Here is a 20649-nt window from a genome sequence, read left to right on the forward strand (position 1 = left end):
CGTATAAGCACGGAACGTAGCGTCAGACGGTGATTTCCATTCCGAAAATCTGCCGTAGCGAGTCAGAAAAAGTGTAGCCAGGAGAATTTTTTACATAGAGTAATTTTAGTGATAAGGGTGAGTACTTTCATCGATCAGAGTTCAGGACATCAAACAGTGTATATCATACACAATCTCATATAGATACTCCTGTTGTTTGTAGGAGAAGTACCATTAGATTTTATATACTCGTTTGATTGTACAAAAAGATATCAATTTTTTAACAAAAAAAAGGTTTCCCGATTAATGAATATGCATTCTTAAAAAATAACAATAAATAGTAGTACCAATCGAACAATTTTTATGAACTAGTGATATATAAGTTACAATAAATCACACTTTTGTACATTATTATCGCCGAATTCTCATTTCTTGCTATATTCGTAGACGTTTCCAGTTACAAATTTCCCAACTCAATCGAATGAAGTTTCCTTTACTCTCCCTCTTGCTTGTCTGCTTCTTATACGGATGTAAAAAAGAGTCTTCGCCCAACGAGTATAATGCGAAAGCAGCCGATCCTCAGCTTTTCCATGAGACCGCGACGCATCTTACGGACGTGATTATTCACGATATATTTAAGCCGCCGGTTGCAAGCCGTATCTATGGCTATTCGTTCCTTGCCGCTTACGAGGCGCTATCTCCGGGCAACAAAGAATACCAATCACTTGGAAACCAGTTGGTTAAATTCAAAACCCCGCCCAGACCGGATACGACGCTGGCCTATTGCTTTCCACTTGCGAGCATCAAGGCTTTTACGGTCGTCGCCAGGACGCTTACCTTCTCGGGAAATATGTGGGATGACTATGAAAAGGGGCTTTTCAAAAAATTCCAGGAAATGGGCATTCCCGAGGAAGTATATGAACGCTCCATCGCATACGGTGATACGGTAGCGAAGCATGTACTGGCATATTCGGCCAAAGACCACTATAAAGAGATACGCGGATACCGCTATACGGTAACCAATAAACCCGGCACATGGGTACCCACGCCACCCGCATATGCGGATGCGTGCGAGCCTATGTGGAATACCGTGAGGACTTTCGCACTTGACTCGGTGACGCAGTTCCGTTGCCCCCCGCCGGCACCGTATGACCTCGCGAAGAGCAGCAAATTTATGCAACTGGCAATGGAGGTTTATAACATCGGCAACAACCTCACCGAAGAGCAGAAAGCGACGGCCTACTTCTGGGATGACAATGCGTTTGTGACCAACGTAGTAGGACACGCCATGTTTGCCAATAAAAAAATGACCCCGGCCGGTCACTGGATGGCAATCGTGCGAACCGTAGCAACGGACAAAAAACTGGACCTGATGCAATCGGTAGAGGCCTATACGCTGGGAGCACTTTCAATTTATGACGCGTTCATTGCGTGTTGGGATGAGAAATACCGCACGGTCCGGATCCGCCCCGAAACGGTGATCAACAGCAACTGGGACCCTAACTGGCGGCCCTTCCTGGAAACACCCGCATTCCCTGAATACGTGAGCGGTCACAGCTCCATTTCAGCAGCCTGCGGTGTTGTGCTTACGCATCTGGTTGGGGCTAATGTAGCATTCACCGACACCACCGAAAAGAAATACGGACACGGTATCAAGTCCTTCAAGTCATTTGAAGAAGCCTATTGGGATGCGTCCATCAGCCGGGTTTACGGCGGTATCCACTACCGCGACGGCGTGGAGGAAGGCACTCACCTGGGCCAGAAAGTAGGAGAAAACGTTTGGCAAAGAGCGGTAACGCGCCGCAGCCGGAACATGCTCGCACAAGGTTCTAAGCTGTAAGCTTTAGGCTCTAAGCTGTAAGCTCTGAAATTTGAGCTTTAAACTTTGAACTCTAAGCATGCACATGATCGGCATTGTAATGCAGCCCGATGTTCTCTCGTCGGGCCATTGCCATTTTAATGATCAGGTAAGAAACCGAAATCATGTTCCTCAGCTCGCATATGGCTACCGATACCTTTGATTCGCGGTACAGCTGCTCGTGTTCCTGGTGCAGTAGTTCCAGACGGTCGTAGGCACGTTTCAAACGGCGATCGGTGCGTACGATGCCCACGTAATTGGACATAATGCTGTTGAGCTCGCGGGTCATTTCGGTTACCAACACTTGCTCTTCGGGATGCGTGGTACCGCTATCGTCCCACTCAGGGATGTTTTGCGCGATAATCGCATTCCCGAAATTGGCGATTGTGCTTTCATACGCTCGGTGCCCGAAAACGACTGCTTCCAGCAGGGAGTTGGAAGCGAGGCGATTGGAGCCATGCAGCCCCGTACAGGCGCATTCGCCTACCGCGTACAAAAATTCGATATTGGTTTTACCCCACTCATTCACGCGCACGCCCCCGCACATATAATGCTGCGCAGGCACGACGGGGATCATATCCTTCCGCACATCCACACCCTGTTGCAGGCAGTATTCGGTGATGTTCGGGAAGTGTTCGAGAAACTTTTCGTAATCGCAATGCCGGACGTCGAGATACACATGATCGACCCCGTTTTTCTTCATTTCGGAGTCGATAGCGCGGGCGACGATGTCGCGCGGGGCGAGCGAGAGGCGGGCATCATAGTTTTCCATGAAGGTACTTCCGTCGGCCCTCTTTAATATACCTCCAAAACCACGTACTGCTTCCGAAATCAGGAACGATGGCTTTTGGCCAGGCTGGTAAAAGCTTGTGGGGTGGAACTGGATAAATTCCATATTATCGCAAATGCCTTTTGCACGGTAGGCCATTGCAATACCGTCGCCGGTGGCGATGGTAGGGTTGGTAGTACTTTGGTAAATATTGCCGATGCCGCCGGTAGCGAGCAACGTCGTTTTAGCCAGAAACTTCTCTACTTCACCCGTCTGGCGGTTGAGCACATAAGCGCCGAAGCATTTAATATCTTCCCGGTAGCGGTAAACTGTTTCGCCCAAGTGGTGCTGAGTGATCAGTTCCACCGCGTAGTAATGCGTAAAAATCTGGATGCTTTTATGGCGGTTCACCTCTTCCAGTAATGCCCGCTCGATTTCCGCCCCGGTTATATCTTTGAAATGCAGAATACGGTGATCGGAATGCCCGCCTTCTTTGGCGAGGTCGTATTCGCCGCCCTTTTCCTTATCGAAGCGTGTACCATAGTCGATCAGCTCCTGGATACGCTCCGGCGCCTCGCGCACAACGATTTCAACGATATTCCTTTTATTGACCTCATCCCCCGCATCCATCGTGTCCTGAATATGCTTTTCAAATGAATCGGACTCCGCCCAGACAACCGCAATGCCTCCCTGGGCATATTTGGTGTTGGTTTCATCGGCCTGAACCTTGGTGATTACAGCGATGGACACTTCCTGTTTCAATTCATCGAAATGGCGGGCTAATTTGGCGGCATAGCTAAGTCCGGCAATTCCCGAACCGATAATCAGAAAATCAAATTGGGGCATAATTTCAGGAATAGGGTTTTATATCGGGTGTCAGATGCCTTTGCTCAGTTCCAGCATGCGTGCTACGGAATCATAAGCTTTCAGGCGGATATCCTCGGGAACAAAGATCTCCGGCTGTTCGTACAGAAGCGCATTATAGACCTTTTCGAGGGTATTCATTTTCATATAAGGGCATTCGGAGCAAGCGCAGGTGTTGTTGTCGGAGCCGGGAGCCGGAATCAGCTTCTTGTCGGGCACCGACTGCTTCATTTTATGCAAAATACCTGCCTCGGTAGCAACGATAAACTTGTCGTGGCTCGATTCCTTCACGAATTTCAAAAGGCCGGTCGTCGAGCTCACGAAATCCGCCTGTTTAAGAATATCCTCTTTACATTCCGGGTGGGCGATCAGCAATGCGTCCGGGTTTTCTTCACGCAGCTGCGCGAGTTTTTCCCTCGAAATATCAATGTGTACAATGCAGGCGCCATCCCAAAGCACCATATCCCGGCCGGTTTTGTGCGCCACATAACGGCCCAGGTTCGCATCCGGCGCGAAGATGATCTTCTGATCTTTCGGCAGGCTTTCCACGATCTGCAATGCATTCGAAGAAGTGCAGACAATGTCGGTCAACGCCTTGATCTCCGCCGAGCAGTTGATATAGCTGATCACGATATGGTCGGGATACTGCGCTTTGAATGCCGCAAACTTATCGGCCGGCGCGGAATCCGCCAGTGAACAACCCGCATTCAGGTCGGGGATCACCACCTTTTTATTCGGGCTGAGGATCTTGGCCGTCTCGCCCATGAAGTGCACGCCGCAGAAAACGATCATGTCGGCATCGGTAGCGGCTGCCTGCTGCGAAAGGCCCAGACTGTCGCCGATATAATCCGCCAGGTCCTGGATTTCCCCATCCACATAATAATGCGCGAGAATGACCGCATTCTTTTCTTTTTTCAGGCGGTTGATCTCCGCCACCAGATCGATATCTTCCGCGATCGCCTCCGTCACATAACCGTAGCGGTTAACCTGCGCTTCAATTGTAGTCATTATGGTGAATAATTGGCTTTTATTTAATACTAAAATCCATGCCGAATTTACGATATTAAACCAATGAAAAGCAAAGAAAGTGCGGCCGCCACGCTAAAACAAAAGCCGCCGGGAACGGTCCCGACGGCTTTTTATACCTTCAAAAATATTAGCTTTTACAAGATCCAGCGGAAAAATGCGTACAGCGTCCCCGCCAGCAACATGGTTACGGGCAATGTCAAAACCCACGCAATCACGATGTTACGAATGGTGCCGCCTTGCAGGTTTTTCACCCCTTTGCTGGCCACCATCGAACCCGCAATACCGGACGAAAGTACGTGTGTGGTACTTACCGGAAGACCCAGGTAAGACGACACTCCAATCGTACTCGCCGCCACTAATTCAGCGGAAGCGCCCTGTGCGTAAGTCAAATGCTGCTTTCCGATCTTCTCACCGATCGTCACTACAATCCGCTTCCAGCCTACCATAGTTCCAAGGCCGAGAGACAATGAAATCATGAGGATAACCCAGTCGGGAGCGTAGTCGGTATATCTTCTGATACCATGCTCGCTGCCCGATTGTTTTTTCAGGAATGCGAGGTCGGTGGCATTCAGGTTGGCGTCTCCGTTATCCAGAATCGTCTTGATATTACGGCTTATCAACAACAACGAGCGACGTGCCTCCATACGCTGCTCTTTTGGCAGGCGATGCTCCGGCAATGGGCTGTTGATCTGCGCCTGCAAATGCGTCAGCTCTGCTTTAATGGTATACAAATGCGCGCGGTCGGAGATCGACAGGCGGGATGAATCAATACTGTTCACAGCCCGCTCGATACCAACGAGGTCGGTTTTCATTCCGATAGGATCTTTGGAATTATCCAATGCGAAATGCGCAGGTACGATACCTATCAGGATGAGCATCACGAGCCCTACCCCTTTCTGGCCGTCGTTGGAGCCGTGGAAGAAACTTACCAATGTACAGGTTGTAATCAGAATGGCGCGGATCCAGATCGGCGGCGCCTCATTTTTCTTAGGTTCGCTGAAAACGATCTCACGGAGCGGCTTCGACAATGATCTTCTCAGAATAAACATAATAATGATCGCCAGCGCGAAACCGAAGATCGGCGAGGTCAGCAGCGACATGAACAACTCTTGTGCTTTCGACCAGTTCACACCGGTTCCCTGTGTATTTTCAGGCATCAATGTAAATGCAAGACCCACGCCTAGGATCGAACCGATGAGCGTGTGCGAGCTGGAACTCGGCAAGCCGAAATACCAGGTACCCAGGTTCCAGATAATGGCGCTAAAAAGCAGCGAAAAGACCATCGCGGCACTGTGATACACGTTCTGATCGATCAGCAACTCTACCGGCAGCAGGTTCACGATACCCATGGCCACGGCAATACCGCCGAAGAATACACCGCAGAAGTTCATGAAACCCGACCATATTACCGCTACATTCGGTTTCAGGGAGTTGGTATAAATAACCGTCGCCACCGCATTGGCGGTATCGTGGAAACCATTAACAAATTCGAATGCGCAGGCCGCTAAAATACTAAACGCGAGGAGGATGAAAATGTCGGTTTCAAGACCAAACATAAAAGAAGTTGATAGGTTGAATTATTGACGCAAAACTACTTATAAACCGCCGACCCAATGTTAAGAAATTGTTAAGTCAGGTTAATCTCAGTTTGTTTCTTTGTTAGCCAGCTGCCCGCAAGCGGCATCGATATCTTTCCCTCTACTCCTTCTCACGTGCACCGAAACCCCTCTGTCTTCCAGGAAAGCGGCAAATTTATCCAGCCGGTCGGCCTCCGTATTTTTAAAATCAGCCTCGGCGATCGGGTTATATTCAATGATGTTCACCCGGGCCGGAACACGCTTGCAAAACTCCCAAAGCTCTTTCGCATCCTGTAAAGTATCATTGAAATTGTTAAATACAATGTACTCGAAGGTAATGCGGTTGCCGGTTTTCTTATAAAAATAGTTCAATGCCTCGGCCAGGTTATCGAGCGAGTTCGACTCGTTGATCGGCATGATCTGGTTACGCTTTTCGTCATTCGCCGCGTGCAGCGACAATGCGAGGCGGAACCGTACTTCGTCGTCGGCGAGCTTCTTAATCATCTTCGCAATCCCCGCCGTAGAAACGGTAATGCGTTTCGGCGACATATTGAGGCCTTCCGGCGAAGTAATGTACTCGATCGATTGGAGCACGTTCGCGTAGTTGAGCAACGGCTCGCCCATTCCCATATATACAATGTTGGTCAATGGCGCATTGAAGGTGTTCTCGGCCTGACGTGCAATGGCGACTACCTGATCGTAAATCTCCCCTGCTTCGAGGTTCCGCTTGCGGTCCATATAGCCCGTCGCGCAGAACTTGCACGTCAGGGAGCACCCTACCTGGCTGCTCACGCAGGCGGTCATGCGGTCGGCGGCGGGTATGAGCACGCCTTCCACGAGGTTACCGTCAAAAAGTTTGAATGCGGATTTGATCGTACCGTCGTTGCTGTGCTGTTTTTTCGCAACGTCGAGTGAGTGGATCACAAAATGCTCGTTCATCAGCTCCCTTGTGGCGAGCGAGAGATTGGTCATTTCGTCGAATGAATGGGCCGATTTTTTCCAGATCCATTCATATATCTGTTTTGCCCTGAAAGCCTTCTCTCCGTGTTCGGTCATCCAGGTTTTGATCTGGTCGACATTGAGTTTACGGATGTCCTGCTTTTGCTGTATCGTGGTCATTTTCTGCTATAATCTGTCAAACACACAGGGCATTCAACTGTAAATTTTCTGCAAAGGTACTGAAAGTCAATAACGAATGCTTAACCGAGACGGAAAATTGAAAGTTCAATCTTCGAGGTAATCGCGTTTCCATTCACGGATAATGTCGGTGCCTTTGGGCATGAGCGATAATCCTTTAGTGATCACCGTGGGGGCTACGGGCACCACGAGCGGGTACAGATAGGTATCATCCGTGCGGTGCGAGGGGATTTTCACGCCGATCGCGTCCACCAGCCAGAAAAACACGCTGATACCGAACACCCACGTAAAAACGCCCACCATGGCGCCGGCAAAACTGTCGAAAGTACCCAGGATAGAATACCGAAGCGACCGCCGGATGGTGTAGCCGAATTGATTCAATAAAAAAATAGTAGGAAAGAAAATCGCCGAAAAACCCACATAAGGCAGGATTTTCCGTGCGACGCCCTCGCTGAAATACGGCGTGAGGACCTCCATCCCCAAGCCCAGGAATTTGAAACCCAAAACCATGGCTACCACCATGCCCAGAATCCCGATGATCTCGATCAGCAGGCCTTTGCGGTAACCATGTAATGCGCCCCATAGCAGGGGAAGAAGGATGAGAACATCCAGTAATTTCATGCGAGCAATGCCTTAACCAGCGTGGAAACGACACGCCCGTCGGCCTGTCCGGCGAGTTCTTTGGTAGCTACGCCCATTACCTTGCCCATATCCGAAGGCCCGGCGGCGCCTACTCTTGCAATAATGTCCTGCAATTTGGCTTTCACCTCGTCTTCGGTCAATTGTTTTGGCAAAAACTGCTCGATCACGGCCAATTCTGCTTCTTCTTTTTCTAAAAGATCGGCGCGGCCTTGTGTTTTGTAGATATCCGCTGACTCGCGACGTTGCTTCGCTGCTTTCGTCAAAAGTTTCAGTTCGTCGTCGGCAGAAAGCTCGCCGCTGGCACCGCCTTTGGTTTCTTCCAACAAAATCAATGATTTAATGGCGCGCAATGCACGTAATGTATCCTGGTCTTTGGCACGCATCGCGTCCTTGATGCCGGATTCTACTTGGGATTTTAGTGACATCGTTACTTAATTTTGAATAATTGAATGATTGAATGACCGAATATTGTGTCAGTGTTAGTCAGGCATTGTCATTCGGTCATTTCTTGTTTGTCATATTGATTTAGGCTAAAAATTGGCATTAAAAGTGTTTTTCTACACTCGAATGCTAAATTTGTAACAGACCTGGCAAAGTTAGTGATTCACTTGAAAACTCATCTCTAAGAATCAAAACTCACACTTCGCTCCGGCGACCGGTCACACAACCCATGACCCACTGACAATACTTGACTTCTTTAAATTCACACATTCAATCATTCAATCATTCAACATTAAAGCTCCATGACCCGTCTAAGCGTCAACATCAACAAGATCGCCACCCTTCGCAATTCCCGTGGCGGTGACAATCCCAATGTATTGAAAGTAGCGCTGGACTGCGAGCGGTTCGGGGCACAGGGCATTACGGTGCACCCACGGCCCGACGAGCGGCATATCCGCTATCAGGATGTGTACGACCTCCGCGAGTTCGTTACGACCGAGTTCAACATCGAAGGCAACCCGTCGGAAAAGAAATTCGTGGAGCTGGTGCTGGCCAACAAACCCGACCAGGTAACATTAGTACCCGACGCATTGGGGGCCATTACTTCCAATGCAGGTTGGGACACGATCACCCACCGATCCATTCTCACCGACCTGGTAGGTACATTCAAATCGGCGGGAATCCGCGTTTCCGTTTTTGTGGATCCGGATGAAGAAATGGTGGAAGGTGCCAAAATCTGCGGCGCCGATCGCGTGGAACTCTATACTGAGCCTTTCGCAGCCGGCTATTTCGATAACCGCCAGAAAGCGGTGCTTCCATTTATCAAAGCTGCTGAAAAGGCGCGGGAAGTAGGATTAGGATTGAATGCGGGGCACGATTTGAGCCTCGATAATCTTCATTTTTTGAAACAAAGCATTCCCTGGCTGGATGAAGTTTCCATCGGTCACGCATTGATTTGCGATGCATTATATATAGGATTAGAGAATACGATCCAGATGTATTTGCGAGAGTTGGAGTTGTAAAATTCGTATTGGATAAGCGCTGATGTTACATCCCTACGGGATTTAAGTATACGGGGTTAATCATCCATTCTACCAATATTACGTGCCTAGCGGCACTTCACTGCTGGTTGCCCAGTCGCGTTAGCGACGTAATATTGGTAGAAAACATATACAACCGACATCACCCGCAATGCCGTAGGCATGCAACAACAAATACGGTGTAACCATATTACCATCCCGTCCGGTACTCCCTTTTCACAAACTGGTTCGCCACATCGAAGTTGGTAATCTTCATATTGGCCCCATCCCACATCAGCCGCTGGCGGCCCGGGAATGTAAACCCTTTGCCATCCGCCTTCGCCTCGCGGTGCAGGTATGACCGCACGGCCAGGTTACCCATGAGCACAATCTCGGTCAACGGCCCCGACTGGTCGAATGAGGAGCTTGTATAGGCCCCATATCCCTTTTTACAAGCCTGCACAAACTGTTGCTGGTGTCCTTGCCAGCCACCCTGCACCAATGCACGCGGTTTGGTAGCAATGCGGACGTTCGCGAATTTACTCTCGGGCCACAGCCGCGGGTTTTCGCCGAACATTTCCGCGCTGATAATGCCTTTGGTACCTATAAACAACATACCACCGTCGACACTCCCGAAAACGGTCTTGTAATCACAGCCATCGGGCAGCTGCGGGCGCATTCCGCCGTCGTACCAGTTCAGGTTGATTTCCTTGCCGGGTGTTTTGGAAGGGAATTTTAAATGGATGCTCGCCGAAGGCGGAGCTACATCGTCGAAGAATGCTTGCTGGAAGAAATCGGCATACACGGAGCCGACGCTGCATTCCACAGAGGTTGGATAGCCGAGTTTCAATGCGCGGAAGGGCACGTCGAGGAAATGGCAACCCATATCGCCCAAGGCGCCGGTGCCGAAATCCCAGTAACCACGCCAGCGGAAAGGCATGTAGGCTTCATGGTAGTCCCGTTTTGGGGCGGTACCGAGCCACAGGTCCCAGTCGACGCCCGCGGGTACGGGTTGCGACTCGCCTTTGTCTTTCGGTGATTTCACGCCTTGCGGCCACACGGGCCGGTCCGTCCACACCTCTATCGTATGCACGTCCCCGATCGCCCCCGACTGCACGAGCGCTTCGGTGTTGCGGGTACCGTCGCTGCTGCTGCCCTGGTTGCCCATTTGGGTTACCACCTTATATTTTTTGGCAGCCTCGGTCAGCATCCGGGCTTCCCAGATATCTTTTGTTAATGGTTTTTCAACATATACATGTTTCCCCAGCTCCATTGCAGCGATAGCAACGGGATAATGCATATGGTCGGGCGTGGTGACGAGGACCGCATCGAACGTCTTAGCCTCCTTCTCGAACATTTTGCGAAAATCCTTATAGTAAGGTGCGTTGGGAAATTGCTTACGGTACTTTTCCGATTGGCGGTCGTCGACATCACAGAGCGCGACGACGTTCTCAGTACCATTATTATATGCCTGTTTGATATTGAAGTCGGCCTTGCCGCCGCAGCCTACTGCTGCGATATTGAGCTTGTCGCTCGGAGGGGTGAAGCCGCGGCCCAGTACATGCCGCGGGACGATCATGAAACCGCCGGCCGCCAATGCACCGGCCTTGATAAAATCCCTTCTTTTGGTGGTATTTCCGGATGCCTTTTCGTGGTTGTCCATGCTTGTGTGATCGTTTGTTGAAAACTGATGGTATCCAGAAAAAGGCACCCGGCCTGAAAGCCTACTATCGGCGTCCGAAGGTTTCTGCGATCTTCATCGCCACGCCCATATCGCCGTCTATTTTCAACTTGCCGGTCATGAGCGCCATCATCGCGTTCAGGTCGCCGTCAATGAGTTTCAATGCATTTTTCACCGATACTTCGAAAGTGCAGTCCGCTTCGCCGTCGGTATTGGAAACGCTGTTGGGTACGGATTTACCATCGACAAACAGGACTCCTTCATCGGTTACAAATTTGGCTGTGGCATCCAGTCCGCTATCGGTCCCCAGGATATTTGCAATGCGTTCAGTCAGAATTTGAAGGCTCATAAGTACTGTTTGTTAGAAAGTTTGAGTTTTTATTGGATTAAAAAACGACAAATGTAGGCCGACTGGAAGAATATTCAAATGCCTTTGGTGTTTTCACCGAAAACGGCAAATTTTACATCCTTCATCAGAAAACCTGCTGATCTGTTACTAACTGAATGAGTGCACCTGTGAATCGCCCCACGTTCCTTACGATTTTGTGTTTTCTTACCTTCATGAGTGCTGTTTCGGGCCTTTGGACCCAATCCGAAAGGCTCTGGAACCCGGGAATTACCGCCGACAGAACCCGCGAAACGTTTGAGGCTGTCCGTGAAAACCTCGAACGCCAGGATAATACCGCCGAAGCGAAGACGATGGACAAGATGTTTGAAGCTGTGATTGAGCAGACTACCGCCGAGAACATCAAAACCGGCGCCATCATCATGCTTATTTTCGAATCACTTTCGCTGTATGCAGCCTACCTGATGTGGAACCTGCAACGGAGGGGTTATTACCTCTATCTGGGCGGTATGGCGGTCGCATTTGCAGCGCCGTTGCTGATGATCGGCGGATGGATGGGCGTCATTACCGCCATGGCCGGCATATTTTTCAGCATTTTCATGGCGATCCTCTACGCTTTCAATCTGAAACACATGTATTAAAGCCCTGCAACCGTCCTCTTGCTCTCTCCGGCCCGCCGCGCAGCGACCGGATGTTGCCAATAATTGTAAATACGGATGTAAGCTCTTGCATTCCATAAAGAAAACTTTTTATTTTGCGCACTAATTTGAATCGAGAAAATGGCTTTAATTAACAAAATCAGAGAAAAATCCGGGGTAGCCGTGACGGTTATCGCTATCAGTTTAATTCTTTTTATGGTGGGAGGCGATTTGCTGGGCCCTAATTCTCTACTTGGCGACAACAAACAGGTCGTGGGAGAGATCGCCGGGAAAGAAATTAATATCAAAGATTTTCAAAGCCGGGTGGACGGGTTCCGTCAGAACTACGAGGCGCAGTCGGGCCGCAGCCTGAACGAAGGCGAGCTGGCTTCTTTGAGAGATCAGGCCTGGAATCAGTTCGTGGTGGATATTGCTTACAAAAAGCAGTACGACAAACTTGGACTGGCGGTAACTGACGAAGAACTGTACGACATGGTACAGGGTAACCACATCAGCCCATCGATTCTGCAAGCATTTTCAGATCCTACCACCGGCCGTTTCGACAAAAACGCGGTGATCAACTACCTGAAAAACCTCAAAACACTTCCTTTGGAACAACAAAAATCATGGGAGAATTTTGAGAAAAGCCTTCGTGAAGAACGTACCCGTGCGAAATATGAAAACATGCTTCGCCTCTCGACCTACACCCCAAAAGCGCAAGCTGAAAAAGAGTACATAGCGCAAAATACCAAAGCCAACCTGCGCTATTTGTATGTACCGTATTTCTCGGTTGTAGATACTACGATTAAAGTAACCGACGCGCAGCTGCAAGACTATCTCAGCGCACACAAAAAAGAATATAAAGGAACCGACACCCGCTCGATCGAGTACGTAACGTTCCCGGTTCAGCCTGCGAAAGACGACAGCGCTGCTTTGTATACCGAAATTAAAGAACTCGCACGCGGCCTCGCCACGGCACAAAGCGACTCTGCATTTGCCGCGATGAACAGCGACATTCCAATGCCGATCAACCAGTCGTACGCTACCATGAGCGACCAGTTGAAAGAAGCTGTGAAGACATTCGTTCCGGGTGGTGTTTACGGACCTTACCGCGAAGGCAATACCTATTTCATTTACAAATACGGCGGAACCCGTTCCGATACCGTTTCTTCTGCCAAAGCAAGCCACATCCTGATCCGTGCTGAAAACCAGTCGGACTCTGCCAAAGCGGCTGCACGTGTGAAAGCAGAAGGCATCCTTGCGCAGATCAAGGCAGGGGCCAACTTCGAAGCGTTGGCTGCTACTTCCAGCGCAGATCCGGGCTCGGCTCAACGCGGTGGTGACCTGGGTTACTTCCAGAACAACGGCGCAATGGTGAAGCCATTTGAAGAAGCTGTGTTTTCGGCAACCGCTCCCGGCCTGATCCCACGTTTGGTAGAAAGCCAGTTCGGTTTCCACATTATTAAAGTAACTGCTCCGAAATCGAATACCCTGTACCGCATTGCTACCATTGGTAAGACAATTGCTCCAAGCCAGGCGACGCGCGACGAAGCTTACAGAAGAGCTGATGAATTTGCAAACGCCGTAAAAAGCCGCGAGCAGTTCGAAGAAGCTGTGAAGAAAAACAAAGCATTGGTTCTCGCGAATGCAAACCGCATTCCTGAATCAGCTACGAATATCAACGCGATCCAGAATGCACGTGACATCGTGAGATGGGCATTCAAAGAGGATACCAAGCCTTCATCGGTATCACCGGTTTTCGAAACCGAAGAACAATATGTTGTAGCTGTCCTGACAGGCAAATCGGATGCGAAAGACGTGAAAGTAGATGATTTCCGCGACGAACTGACTACCAAAGTGCGTAACCAGATCAAAGCAGAGCAAATCACTGCGAAGCTGAAAGGTGCAACCGGATCACTTGAAGACATCGCGAAGAAATACGGTGCAGGTGCATTGGTTGAATCAGCGAACGACATTTCACTCGCAACCGGCTTCCTGACCAGCGCAGGTTTCGATCCTATCGCACTTGGAAAAGCATTCGGTTTGAAAGCCGGACAAAAATCAGGCGTATTCACCGGCGAAAACGGGGTGTTCATCATGGAGCTTTCAAGCAAAACGGATGCACCTAAGATCGCAGACTTCACTCAGTACAAAACACAGCTGACCCAATCACTGGAAAGCCGCATGTCGTACCTGGTGAACGAAGCCATCCGCGAAAACGCGAAAATCGAAGATCACCGCGCGAAATTCTTCTGATCAGAACCGCTTAAAAACTTATCCTGAGAGGAGCAGAAATTAAATCTGCTCCTCTTTTTTATTGGTACTGCAAAATTTTCAGAAAAAAGTGATAGTATTGCAGTATGAAATGTCAATTTTACACTTATTAATTAAATAAGGGAGAAAGGAGGATGGAGGAAAGGGAGAATGGGTTCTCCTTGGAATACATCGGCCGGTTTAGTAAAGCATTAAAAAACGATTAACTACATTACAATGAGCATTCTACTCGGAGAACAGGAGTATTTTAAGGGTATCGGAAAGATCTCTTTCGAAGGCCCGGAAACCGACAACCCACTGGCTTACCGTTGGTACGACGAAAACCGCGTAATCGCCGGCAAAACGATGAAAGACCACCTGCGCTTCGCAGTGGCTTACTGGCATACATTCTGCGGTGCTGGTCTGGATCCATTCGGTGGACCTACGCTTTTCTATCCATGGGATAAAAAATCTGATGCCGTAGACCGCGCCAAAGACAAAGCGGATGCTGCGTTCGAATTCATTACCAAGCTGGGTCTTCCCTACTACTGCTTCCACGATGTAGACGTGGTGGACTACGCCGACGACGTGCGCACCAACGAAAAACGCCTGCAAGCATTGACAGCCTATTTGGGTGAAAAACAAAAGGCATCCGGTGTGAAACTCCTTTGGGGTACTGCCAACCTTTTCGGTCACCACCGCTACATGAACGGTGCTTCCACCAACCCTGATTTCGACGTGGTCGCTCACGCAGGTGCACAGGTGAAGATGGCTTTGGATGCTACTATTGCTCTGGGAGGTGAAAACTACGTGTTCTGGGGTGGTCGCGAGGGTTATATGAGCCTTTTGAACACCGACATGAAACGCGAACAGGAGCACTTCGCACAAATGCTGAAAATCTCTGTGGGTTATGCCCGTGCGAATGGTTTCAAAGGCAAGTTCTTCATCGAACCGAAACCTTGCGAGCCTACCAAACATCAATATGACTACGACGCGGCTACCGTGATCGGCTTCCTTCGCCAGCACGACCTGTTGGCTGATTTCAGCCTGAACCTCGAAGTGAACCACGCTACTTTGGCGGGGCACACTTTCGAGCACGAATTGCAGGTAGCTGCCGACGCAGGCATCCTGGGATCGATTGACGCCAACCGTGGTGACTACCAGAACGGCTGGGATACCGACCAGTTCCCGAACGACATCGCAGAATGGACCCGCGCATTGATCGTGATCCTGAACGCGGGCGGTCTGCAAGGCGGTGGTATCAACTTCGATGCGAAACGTCGCCGTAACTCTACCGACGTGGATGATGTATTCCACGCACACATCGGCGGTATCGACACCGTAGCACGTGCGTTGGTGATCGCCGACAAGATCATCCAGAACGGAGATTACGACAAGATCCGCAAGAACCGCTACGCGAGCTTCGACAGCGGCAAAGGTGCAGAGTTTGAGAAAGGTGCTTTGAAACTTGAAGACCTGTTCGACCTGGCTGCTACCAAAGGGGAGCCTGCAACAACTTCCGGCAAGCAGGAATACCTCGAAAACCTGATCAACCGGTTCATCTGAGACTAACACAATGTTACCTCAATATTAATTTTCAAAAGCCATTGATGTATTTCAATGGCTTTTGGCATTCATGCAGGTACGCCGCCGTAACTTGCGTGAAATTAACCCAGCGCTTTCTGCCATGCATACCGGCCGCGCCAAGAAGCATTCCCCCTCTCCTATCCTGCTCCGCATTACCCTGCTTGCGGTGTGGATCGTAACTATATCCTGCGTATTTATCCAAACGACATTTGCCCAGGAACCGGAGCGTAACATTCCTGCAAGTCCGCAAAACTCCGATTCGTTGCTGATAGGCTTGAAAGCCAACTATAATTCCGCCGTCGGGAAAAACAATGATGTGGAAGCCGCAGGCTATTTGCAGCAAATCGGCAGACTTCTTTTCATTTCGGGACATTACCCGCAGTCGCTCGACTATTTGCTCCGAGCCGAGAAGATATTCCGTAACAAAGACCAGAAAAAGATGCTGGCTGTGAACCTGAATATGCTCGGTGAGCTCTATTACCGAACACGCAGGCCGCAACTTGCCCGGAAACAATATGACGAGGCATTGGCCATTTACCAAAACCTCCGGCAGGAGTCAGGTAAGGCAGAGATTTACGGGCGCATCGGTCACCTCTACGAAAAGCGCGAAATGTACGACAGCGCGTTTTATTTCCAGCGAAAGGCCCTGCATTCCTACCAGCTCGACCACCACACCGACGGCGCCGCGAAGATTTACGAAAACATCGGCAGCATTTACGAAGACCTCGAAAGATACGACTCAGCCTATTTCTATTTCAACAAAGCTTACACGCTCAACGCGCAGACGCACAACCGACGCGCGCAAGTAGAAGTGGTGAATAACCTGGGCGATGTACTACGAAAAACCGGGAAGTTTCGGGAAGGGCTCGCATACAGTTTCCAGAGCTTGAAACTAGCTCAAACCAGTGGCGAACGTTACCAGATTTCGAGCGCCTATAGTGATATTTCCAAAGCCTACAACCTGCTGGCCCGCAACGACAGCGCATTTCACTACCTCACGCTGAGCCGCGGCATGCTCAATGACATTTATTCCGAGGAAAGCAACAAGCAGCTCGCATTACTGCAAACGCTATACGAAATCGAGAAAAAGGACAATGAAATTGAACAGCTGACCCAGGCACGCCGCATCGACACGCTTATCTCCATTGCAACGGGTATTGTGGTGGTATTGGTGATCGTGGTGGCGGCATTGATTATTAGCCGGCAGCGTCTCAAAATCAGGAACGAGCAGAAGCTACGCGCGCAGCACAAGCAGGTGTACGAAGCCCAAAATCAGTTGATGGAGGTTGAGTTGAAGAACAAAAAGCTCGAAGAAGAGCACCTCAAACAGCAGCTTGAAACCAAAACACAGGAGCTAAGCAGCTACACGCTGCACGTGATCCGCAAAAATCAGCTGCTGGAAGACCTGCGCGCGAAGCTCGATGAAATGATCAAAGACGATAAGCGCGACCAGCGGAAGCAGATCAAAGCACTGTCCGAGCAGATCGGTGACGGCTTGCAGGACAATCAGCATTGGGAAGAGTTCCGGGGGATATTCGAGCAGGTACACCAGTCGTTTTTCGACCGCCTCCAGCAGCAAACCGGCCCGCTCACCGCCAACGACCTGCGGCTGATCGCATTGATTAAAATGAACCTCACTTCCACCGATATTGCCACGCTACTCGGCATCTCGCAGGACAGCCTGCGCGTGATCCGCCACCGCCTGCGCAAGAAACTGAACCTGGCCGCAGGCGACAATCTTTCGGCCTATATCCAGTCCATTTAGCCACTTCACAATTTCTTAACAGTGCGGTAATGCAATCATAATGCCATGAACCAGGGATTTAAATCCCTGGAAAATAACACGTTGCACAAAAAACTTAACGCTTGTTGCCTTGATGTAACGCCCGGAAATGGCCTGTTGCTCTTTTGTTAACGGGGCTGATTTGGATCACTGAGTTTGTTCTGCACACTTTCGCATCGTCAAAAAACGACCGCTGACCGCTGACAGCCGACTGCCGACTGCCGACTGCCGACTGCCGACCGCCGACCGCCAACAACAACTTTGATACGATGATCCGAAGTTACCTGTATATCCTCCTTTCGCTATTCAAAATCACCAGCCTCCAAGCCGGGACGCTGAAAGGCAAGCTTTTCGAAGCAGCCACCGGCGAGCCCGCGTTGGGCGTGGTAATCTCTATTGAAGGCACCAACCTGCACGACATTTCGGGGCTCGATGGTTCGTTTTCGATTCCAAACCTCCAAAAGGGCTCCTACCGACTTAACATCCGCCACATTTCCTATGCACCCATGCAAAAGGAGTTTGCGATCAGCGGGAACGAGGTAATTCAAATGGACTTTTCGCTGGAAGCCGCCGCCGGCATGAAACTGGAAGAGGTGGCTGTCACCGGCAAGCGTGACGGCGCGAGCGACAACACCGCCCGCCTCATGGAGCGCAATGCGAGCCAGGTAATGAATATCGTATCCGGCAAAACCATCCAGATCTCCCCCGACCTCACCGTTGCGAACGTGATCCAGCGCATTTCAGGGATTTCCATCGAGCGCAACAGCAATGGTGACGGCCAGTATGCGATCCTGCGCGGCATGGACAAGCGCTACAACTACACCCTGGTGAACGGCGTGAAGATCCCCAGCCCCGACAACAAATACCGCTACGTTCCGCTGGATATTTTCCCTTCCGACCTCCTCGACCGCCTCGAAGTGTACAAGGCCCTCACGCCTGCTATGGAGGGCGACGCGATCGGCGGTGCGGTGAATATGGTCATGAAAGATGCGCCGGACAAGTTAACCTTCTCGGCCAATGTCTCCACAGGCTATAATGAGCTGTTTATGGATCGCAAGTTTATGGGTTATGCTTTCAGAAGCATTCAATCCAAATCACCCTATGAGCTGAATGGCAACCAGTACAATGCCACCCCGGCCGATTTTTCAACGGCGGCCGTCAACTATAAACTCAAAACACCTACACCCAACCTGCTGGGCAGCATTGCGGTAGGCAACCGTTTCCTGAAAGACAAGCTGGGTATCCTGCTCGCCGGCAGCTACCAGAACACCCACCGCGGAAACAACAGCCTCTTCTATGACTCCGAAGCAGTGGATACCCTACGTGGTGAAGCCCTCACGAAAATGAGCGAACGCCAGTACTCGGAACAACAGATCCGCTATGGGCTGCATTCGAAGATAGATTACCGATTCAGCGACAAGCACAAAATCCAGTTCTACAATGCATTCATGAACCTGACCAATGTGCAGGTAAGGGATGTAAAGTCTACGCAATTGACCATCGGCGGCTACGATCCGGTGGCAGGTAATGCGACCCTCAGCTACTCCACCCGCTCGCGGCTGACGAAGCAGCAGATATTCAACAGCACATTGCAAGGCAAGCACCAGTTGCTCGATGCGCTCGCAATGCAATGGTCGGCCGTGTATTCCAAAGCCACCAACGAGGTTCCCGACAACATGACTGTGCCGCTGACAGGTATCAGGCAGAATTTCCAGGAAAGAAAAACGACGGTAGGCGACGCTTCACGTCGCTGGGAGCACAATTCCGACCGCGACTTGTCGGGTTACCTCAATCTGATTTACAATACAACCATAGGCTCGACGAACGTGGAATGGACCGCAGGCGGCCTCTTCCGCGACAAATCGCGCTCCAATTTCTACAATAACTACCAGCTTCGCCCGGCCGACCCGTTCGCGGAATACGGTAAGGATTTCACCGACTATACCCAGATCCGCTGGACGATCCAGAATCCCCGCGGCTCGGTTGGGAGTGCATTGACCTACGATGCGACCGAACAAATCAAAGCCGGTTTTATGCAGTTCAAAACTGAAACGAAGAACCTGGAAATACTCGGCGGCGTCCGTGTGGAAAACACCGACCAGGGCTACACCATGCGCTTCACGATTGGGGAAGACCGGCCTGAGGGCAACCAGAAATACACCGATGTCCTGCCCAGCCTGCACCTTAAATACAAGCCGGAGGAGCATATCAACCTTCGGGCCTCGTACTTCCGTTCGGTCAACCGCCCGGGCTTCTTCGAAATCGTGCCCTACCGCATTGTGCAGGAGGAATACCAGGAACGCGGCAACCCCGATCTGAAACGTGCCATTGCCGATAACATCGACCTGCGTTACGAGCTTTTCCCACGCGCTTCGGAGCAATTTATGGTGGGTGTTTTTTACAAAATAATCAAAGACCCCATCGAGTATACACTCCAACGCGACGCTATCCGTGGACAGGACATTTACTATTCGCCTGGCAATTTCGGGAATGCGAAGAACTACGGTCTCGAAATCGACTATATCAAATATGTGAAGCAGTTTGGGATCAAAGCCAATTACACCTACACGCATTCGCGCATTACCACGCCCAAATCCAAGCGTATACGCAACGAGAGCGGCGATCTGGAAACCATCAATGTACAGCAAACCCGGCCTCTTTACGGACAGTCGGCGCATGTGGCCAACCTCTCGGTTCTTTACAAAAATCAGGAGAATGGCATCGATGCACAGCTCGCGGGCGGCTACACGGGTGAGCGTATCAACACGGTTTCGCAGTTCCTCGACAACGACCTCTGGCAAAAAGGATTTATTCAAATGGATGCCTCTGTTGAAAAAACCTTCCGCAACGGCCTCGGCGTGTACCTGAAAGCCAATAACCTGCTCGACACCCCGATGGAAGTTTACATGAAAAATACGAGCGCCTCCAATGTCAACATCCCCAATCAGGACATACCGGGGAAAACGCTCATCCGCCGCGACCGTTACCAGCGCTCCTATTTGCTCGGCGTACGCTATAAGTTTTAATCAGTCATCAAAATTTTAAA

The 20649-nt window shown here is 50.4% G+C and carries 15 protein-coding genes; 7 read left to right on the top strand and 8 right to left on the bottom strand.

The features are described from left to right. Positions 1–460 precede the first annotated feature (460 nt). The gene (locus J2Y43_RS04175) at positions 461–1819 is read left to right on the top strand and encodes a vanadium-dependent haloperoxidase (protein WP_309981120.1); all 1359 of its coding nucleotides are present in this window, start codon (positions 461–463) and stop codon (positions 1817–1819) included. A 52-nt stretch (positions 1820–1871) separates the two neighbouring features. On the opposite strand, the gene nadB is transcribed toward J2Y43_RS04175, so the two are convergent. The 6 genes from nadB to J2Y43_RS04205 form a co-directional block, all read right to left on the bottom strand. Continuing rightward, a complete protein-coding gene (nadB, locus tag J2Y43_RS04180; protein WP_309981119.1) occupies positions 1872–3452 on the bottom strand; it encodes an L-aspartate oxidase in 1581 nt (526 codons plus the stop codon). Positions 3453–3482: 30 nt separating this feature from the next. After that, a complete protein-coding gene (gene nadA / locus J2Y43_RS04185) occupies positions 3483–4478 on the bottom strand; it encodes a quinolinate synthase NadA (RefSeq protein WP_309981118.1) in 996 nt (331 codons plus the stop codon). Positions 4479–4633: 155 nt separating this feature from the next. After that, on the bottom strand, positions 4634–6055 hold the full coding sequence (locus tag J2Y43_RS04190) for an inorganic phosphate transporter (protein ID WP_309981117.1): 1422 nt from the start codon (positions 6053–6055) through the stop codon (positions 4634–4636). An 87-nt stretch (positions 6056–6142) separates the two neighbouring features. Further along, on the bottom strand, positions 6143–7195 hold the full coding sequence (gene rlmN, locus J2Y43_RS04195; RefSeq protein ID WP_309981116.1) for a 23S rRNA (adenine(2503)-C(2))-methyltransferase RlmN: 1053 nt from the start codon (positions 7193–7195) through the stop codon (positions 6143–6145). Positions 7196–7300: 105 nt separating this feature from the next. Beyond that, complete coding sequence (locus J2Y43_RS04200) at positions 7301–7834, bottom strand: CvpA family protein (RefSeq protein WP_309981115.1); 534 nt, start codon at positions 7832–7834, stop codon at positions 7301–7303. Then, a complete protein-coding gene (locus J2Y43_RS04205) occupies positions 7831–8280 on the bottom strand; it encodes a GatB/YqeY domain-containing protein (protein WP_309981114.1) in 450 nt (149 codons plus the stop codon). Before J2Y43_RS04205 ends, J2Y43_RS04200 begins: the two co-directional genes overlap by 4 nt. 318 nt (positions 8281–8598) lie before the next feature. Between J2Y43_RS04205 and J2Y43_RS04210 the strand changes: the two genes are divergently transcribed. Continuing rightward, positions 8599–9318 carry a pyridoxine 5'-phosphate synthase gene (locus J2Y43_RS04210; RefSeq protein ID WP_309981113.1) on the top strand — a complete coding sequence of 240 codons (720 nt, stop codon included), beginning with the start codon at positions 8599–8601 and terminating at the stop codon, positions 9316–9318. Between the two features lie 208 nt (positions 9319–9526). Here J2Y43_RS04210 and J2Y43_RS04215 read toward each other — a convergent pair whose 3' ends face one another. Next, positions 9527–10978 (bottom strand): Gfo/Idh/MocA family oxidoreductase, encoded by a 1452-nt coding sequence (locus J2Y43_RS04215; RefSeq protein ID WP_309981112.1) that lies wholly within the window; start codon positions 10976–10978, stop codon positions 9527–9529. 64 nt (positions 10979–11042) lie between these two features. Continuing rightward, on the bottom strand, positions 11043–11345 hold the full coding sequence (locus J2Y43_RS04220) for an SCP2 sterol-binding domain-containing protein (protein WP_309981111.1): 303 nt from the start codon (positions 11343–11345) through the stop codon (positions 11043–11045). Between the two features lie 155 nt (positions 11346–11500). Here J2Y43_RS04220 and J2Y43_RS04225 point away from each other — a divergent pair, with 155 nt between their 5' ends. The 5 genes from J2Y43_RS04225 to J2Y43_RS04245 all read left to right on the top strand — a co-directional run bounded on the left by J2Y43_RS04225 (position 11501) and on the right by J2Y43_RS04245 (position 20629). Continuing rightward, positions 11501–11983 (top strand): hypothetical protein, encoded by a 483-nt coding sequence (locus tag J2Y43_RS04225; RefSeq protein ID WP_309981110.1) that lies wholly within the window; start codon positions 11501–11503, stop codon positions 11981–11983. Between the two features lie 138 nt (positions 11984–12121). After that, entirely contained in the window at positions 12122–14236 is a 2115-nt protein-coding gene (locus J2Y43_RS04230) for a peptidylprolyl isomerase (RefSeq protein WP_309981109.1), read from the top strand. Between the two features lie 234 nt (positions 14237–14470). After that, positions 14471–15799 (top strand): xylose isomerase, encoded by a 1329-nt coding sequence (gene xylA / locus J2Y43_RS04235; RefSeq protein ID WP_309981108.1) that lies wholly within the window; start codon positions 14471–14473, stop codon positions 15797–15799. A gap of 70 nt (positions 15800–15869) precedes the next feature. Beyond that, positions 15870–17585 (top strand): tetratricopeptide repeat protein, encoded by a 1716-nt coding sequence (locus J2Y43_RS04240; RefSeq protein ID WP_309981107.1) that lies wholly within the window; start codon positions 15870–15872, stop codon positions 17583–17585. Positions 17586–17872: 287 nt separating this feature from the next. Continuing rightward, positions 17873–20629: a TonB-dependent receptor domain-containing protein gene (locus tag J2Y43_RS04245; RefSeq protein WP_309981106.1), complete on the top strand. Its 2757-nt coding sequence runs from the start codon at positions 17873–17875 to the stop codon at positions 20627–20629. The last annotated feature ends 20 nt before the right edge of the window (positions 20630–20649 follow it).

It is taken from the genome of Dyadobacter sp. BE31 (assembly GCF_031457695.1).
Lineage (GTDB): Bacteria > Bacteroidota > Bacteroidia > Cytophagales > Spirosomataceae > Dyadobacter.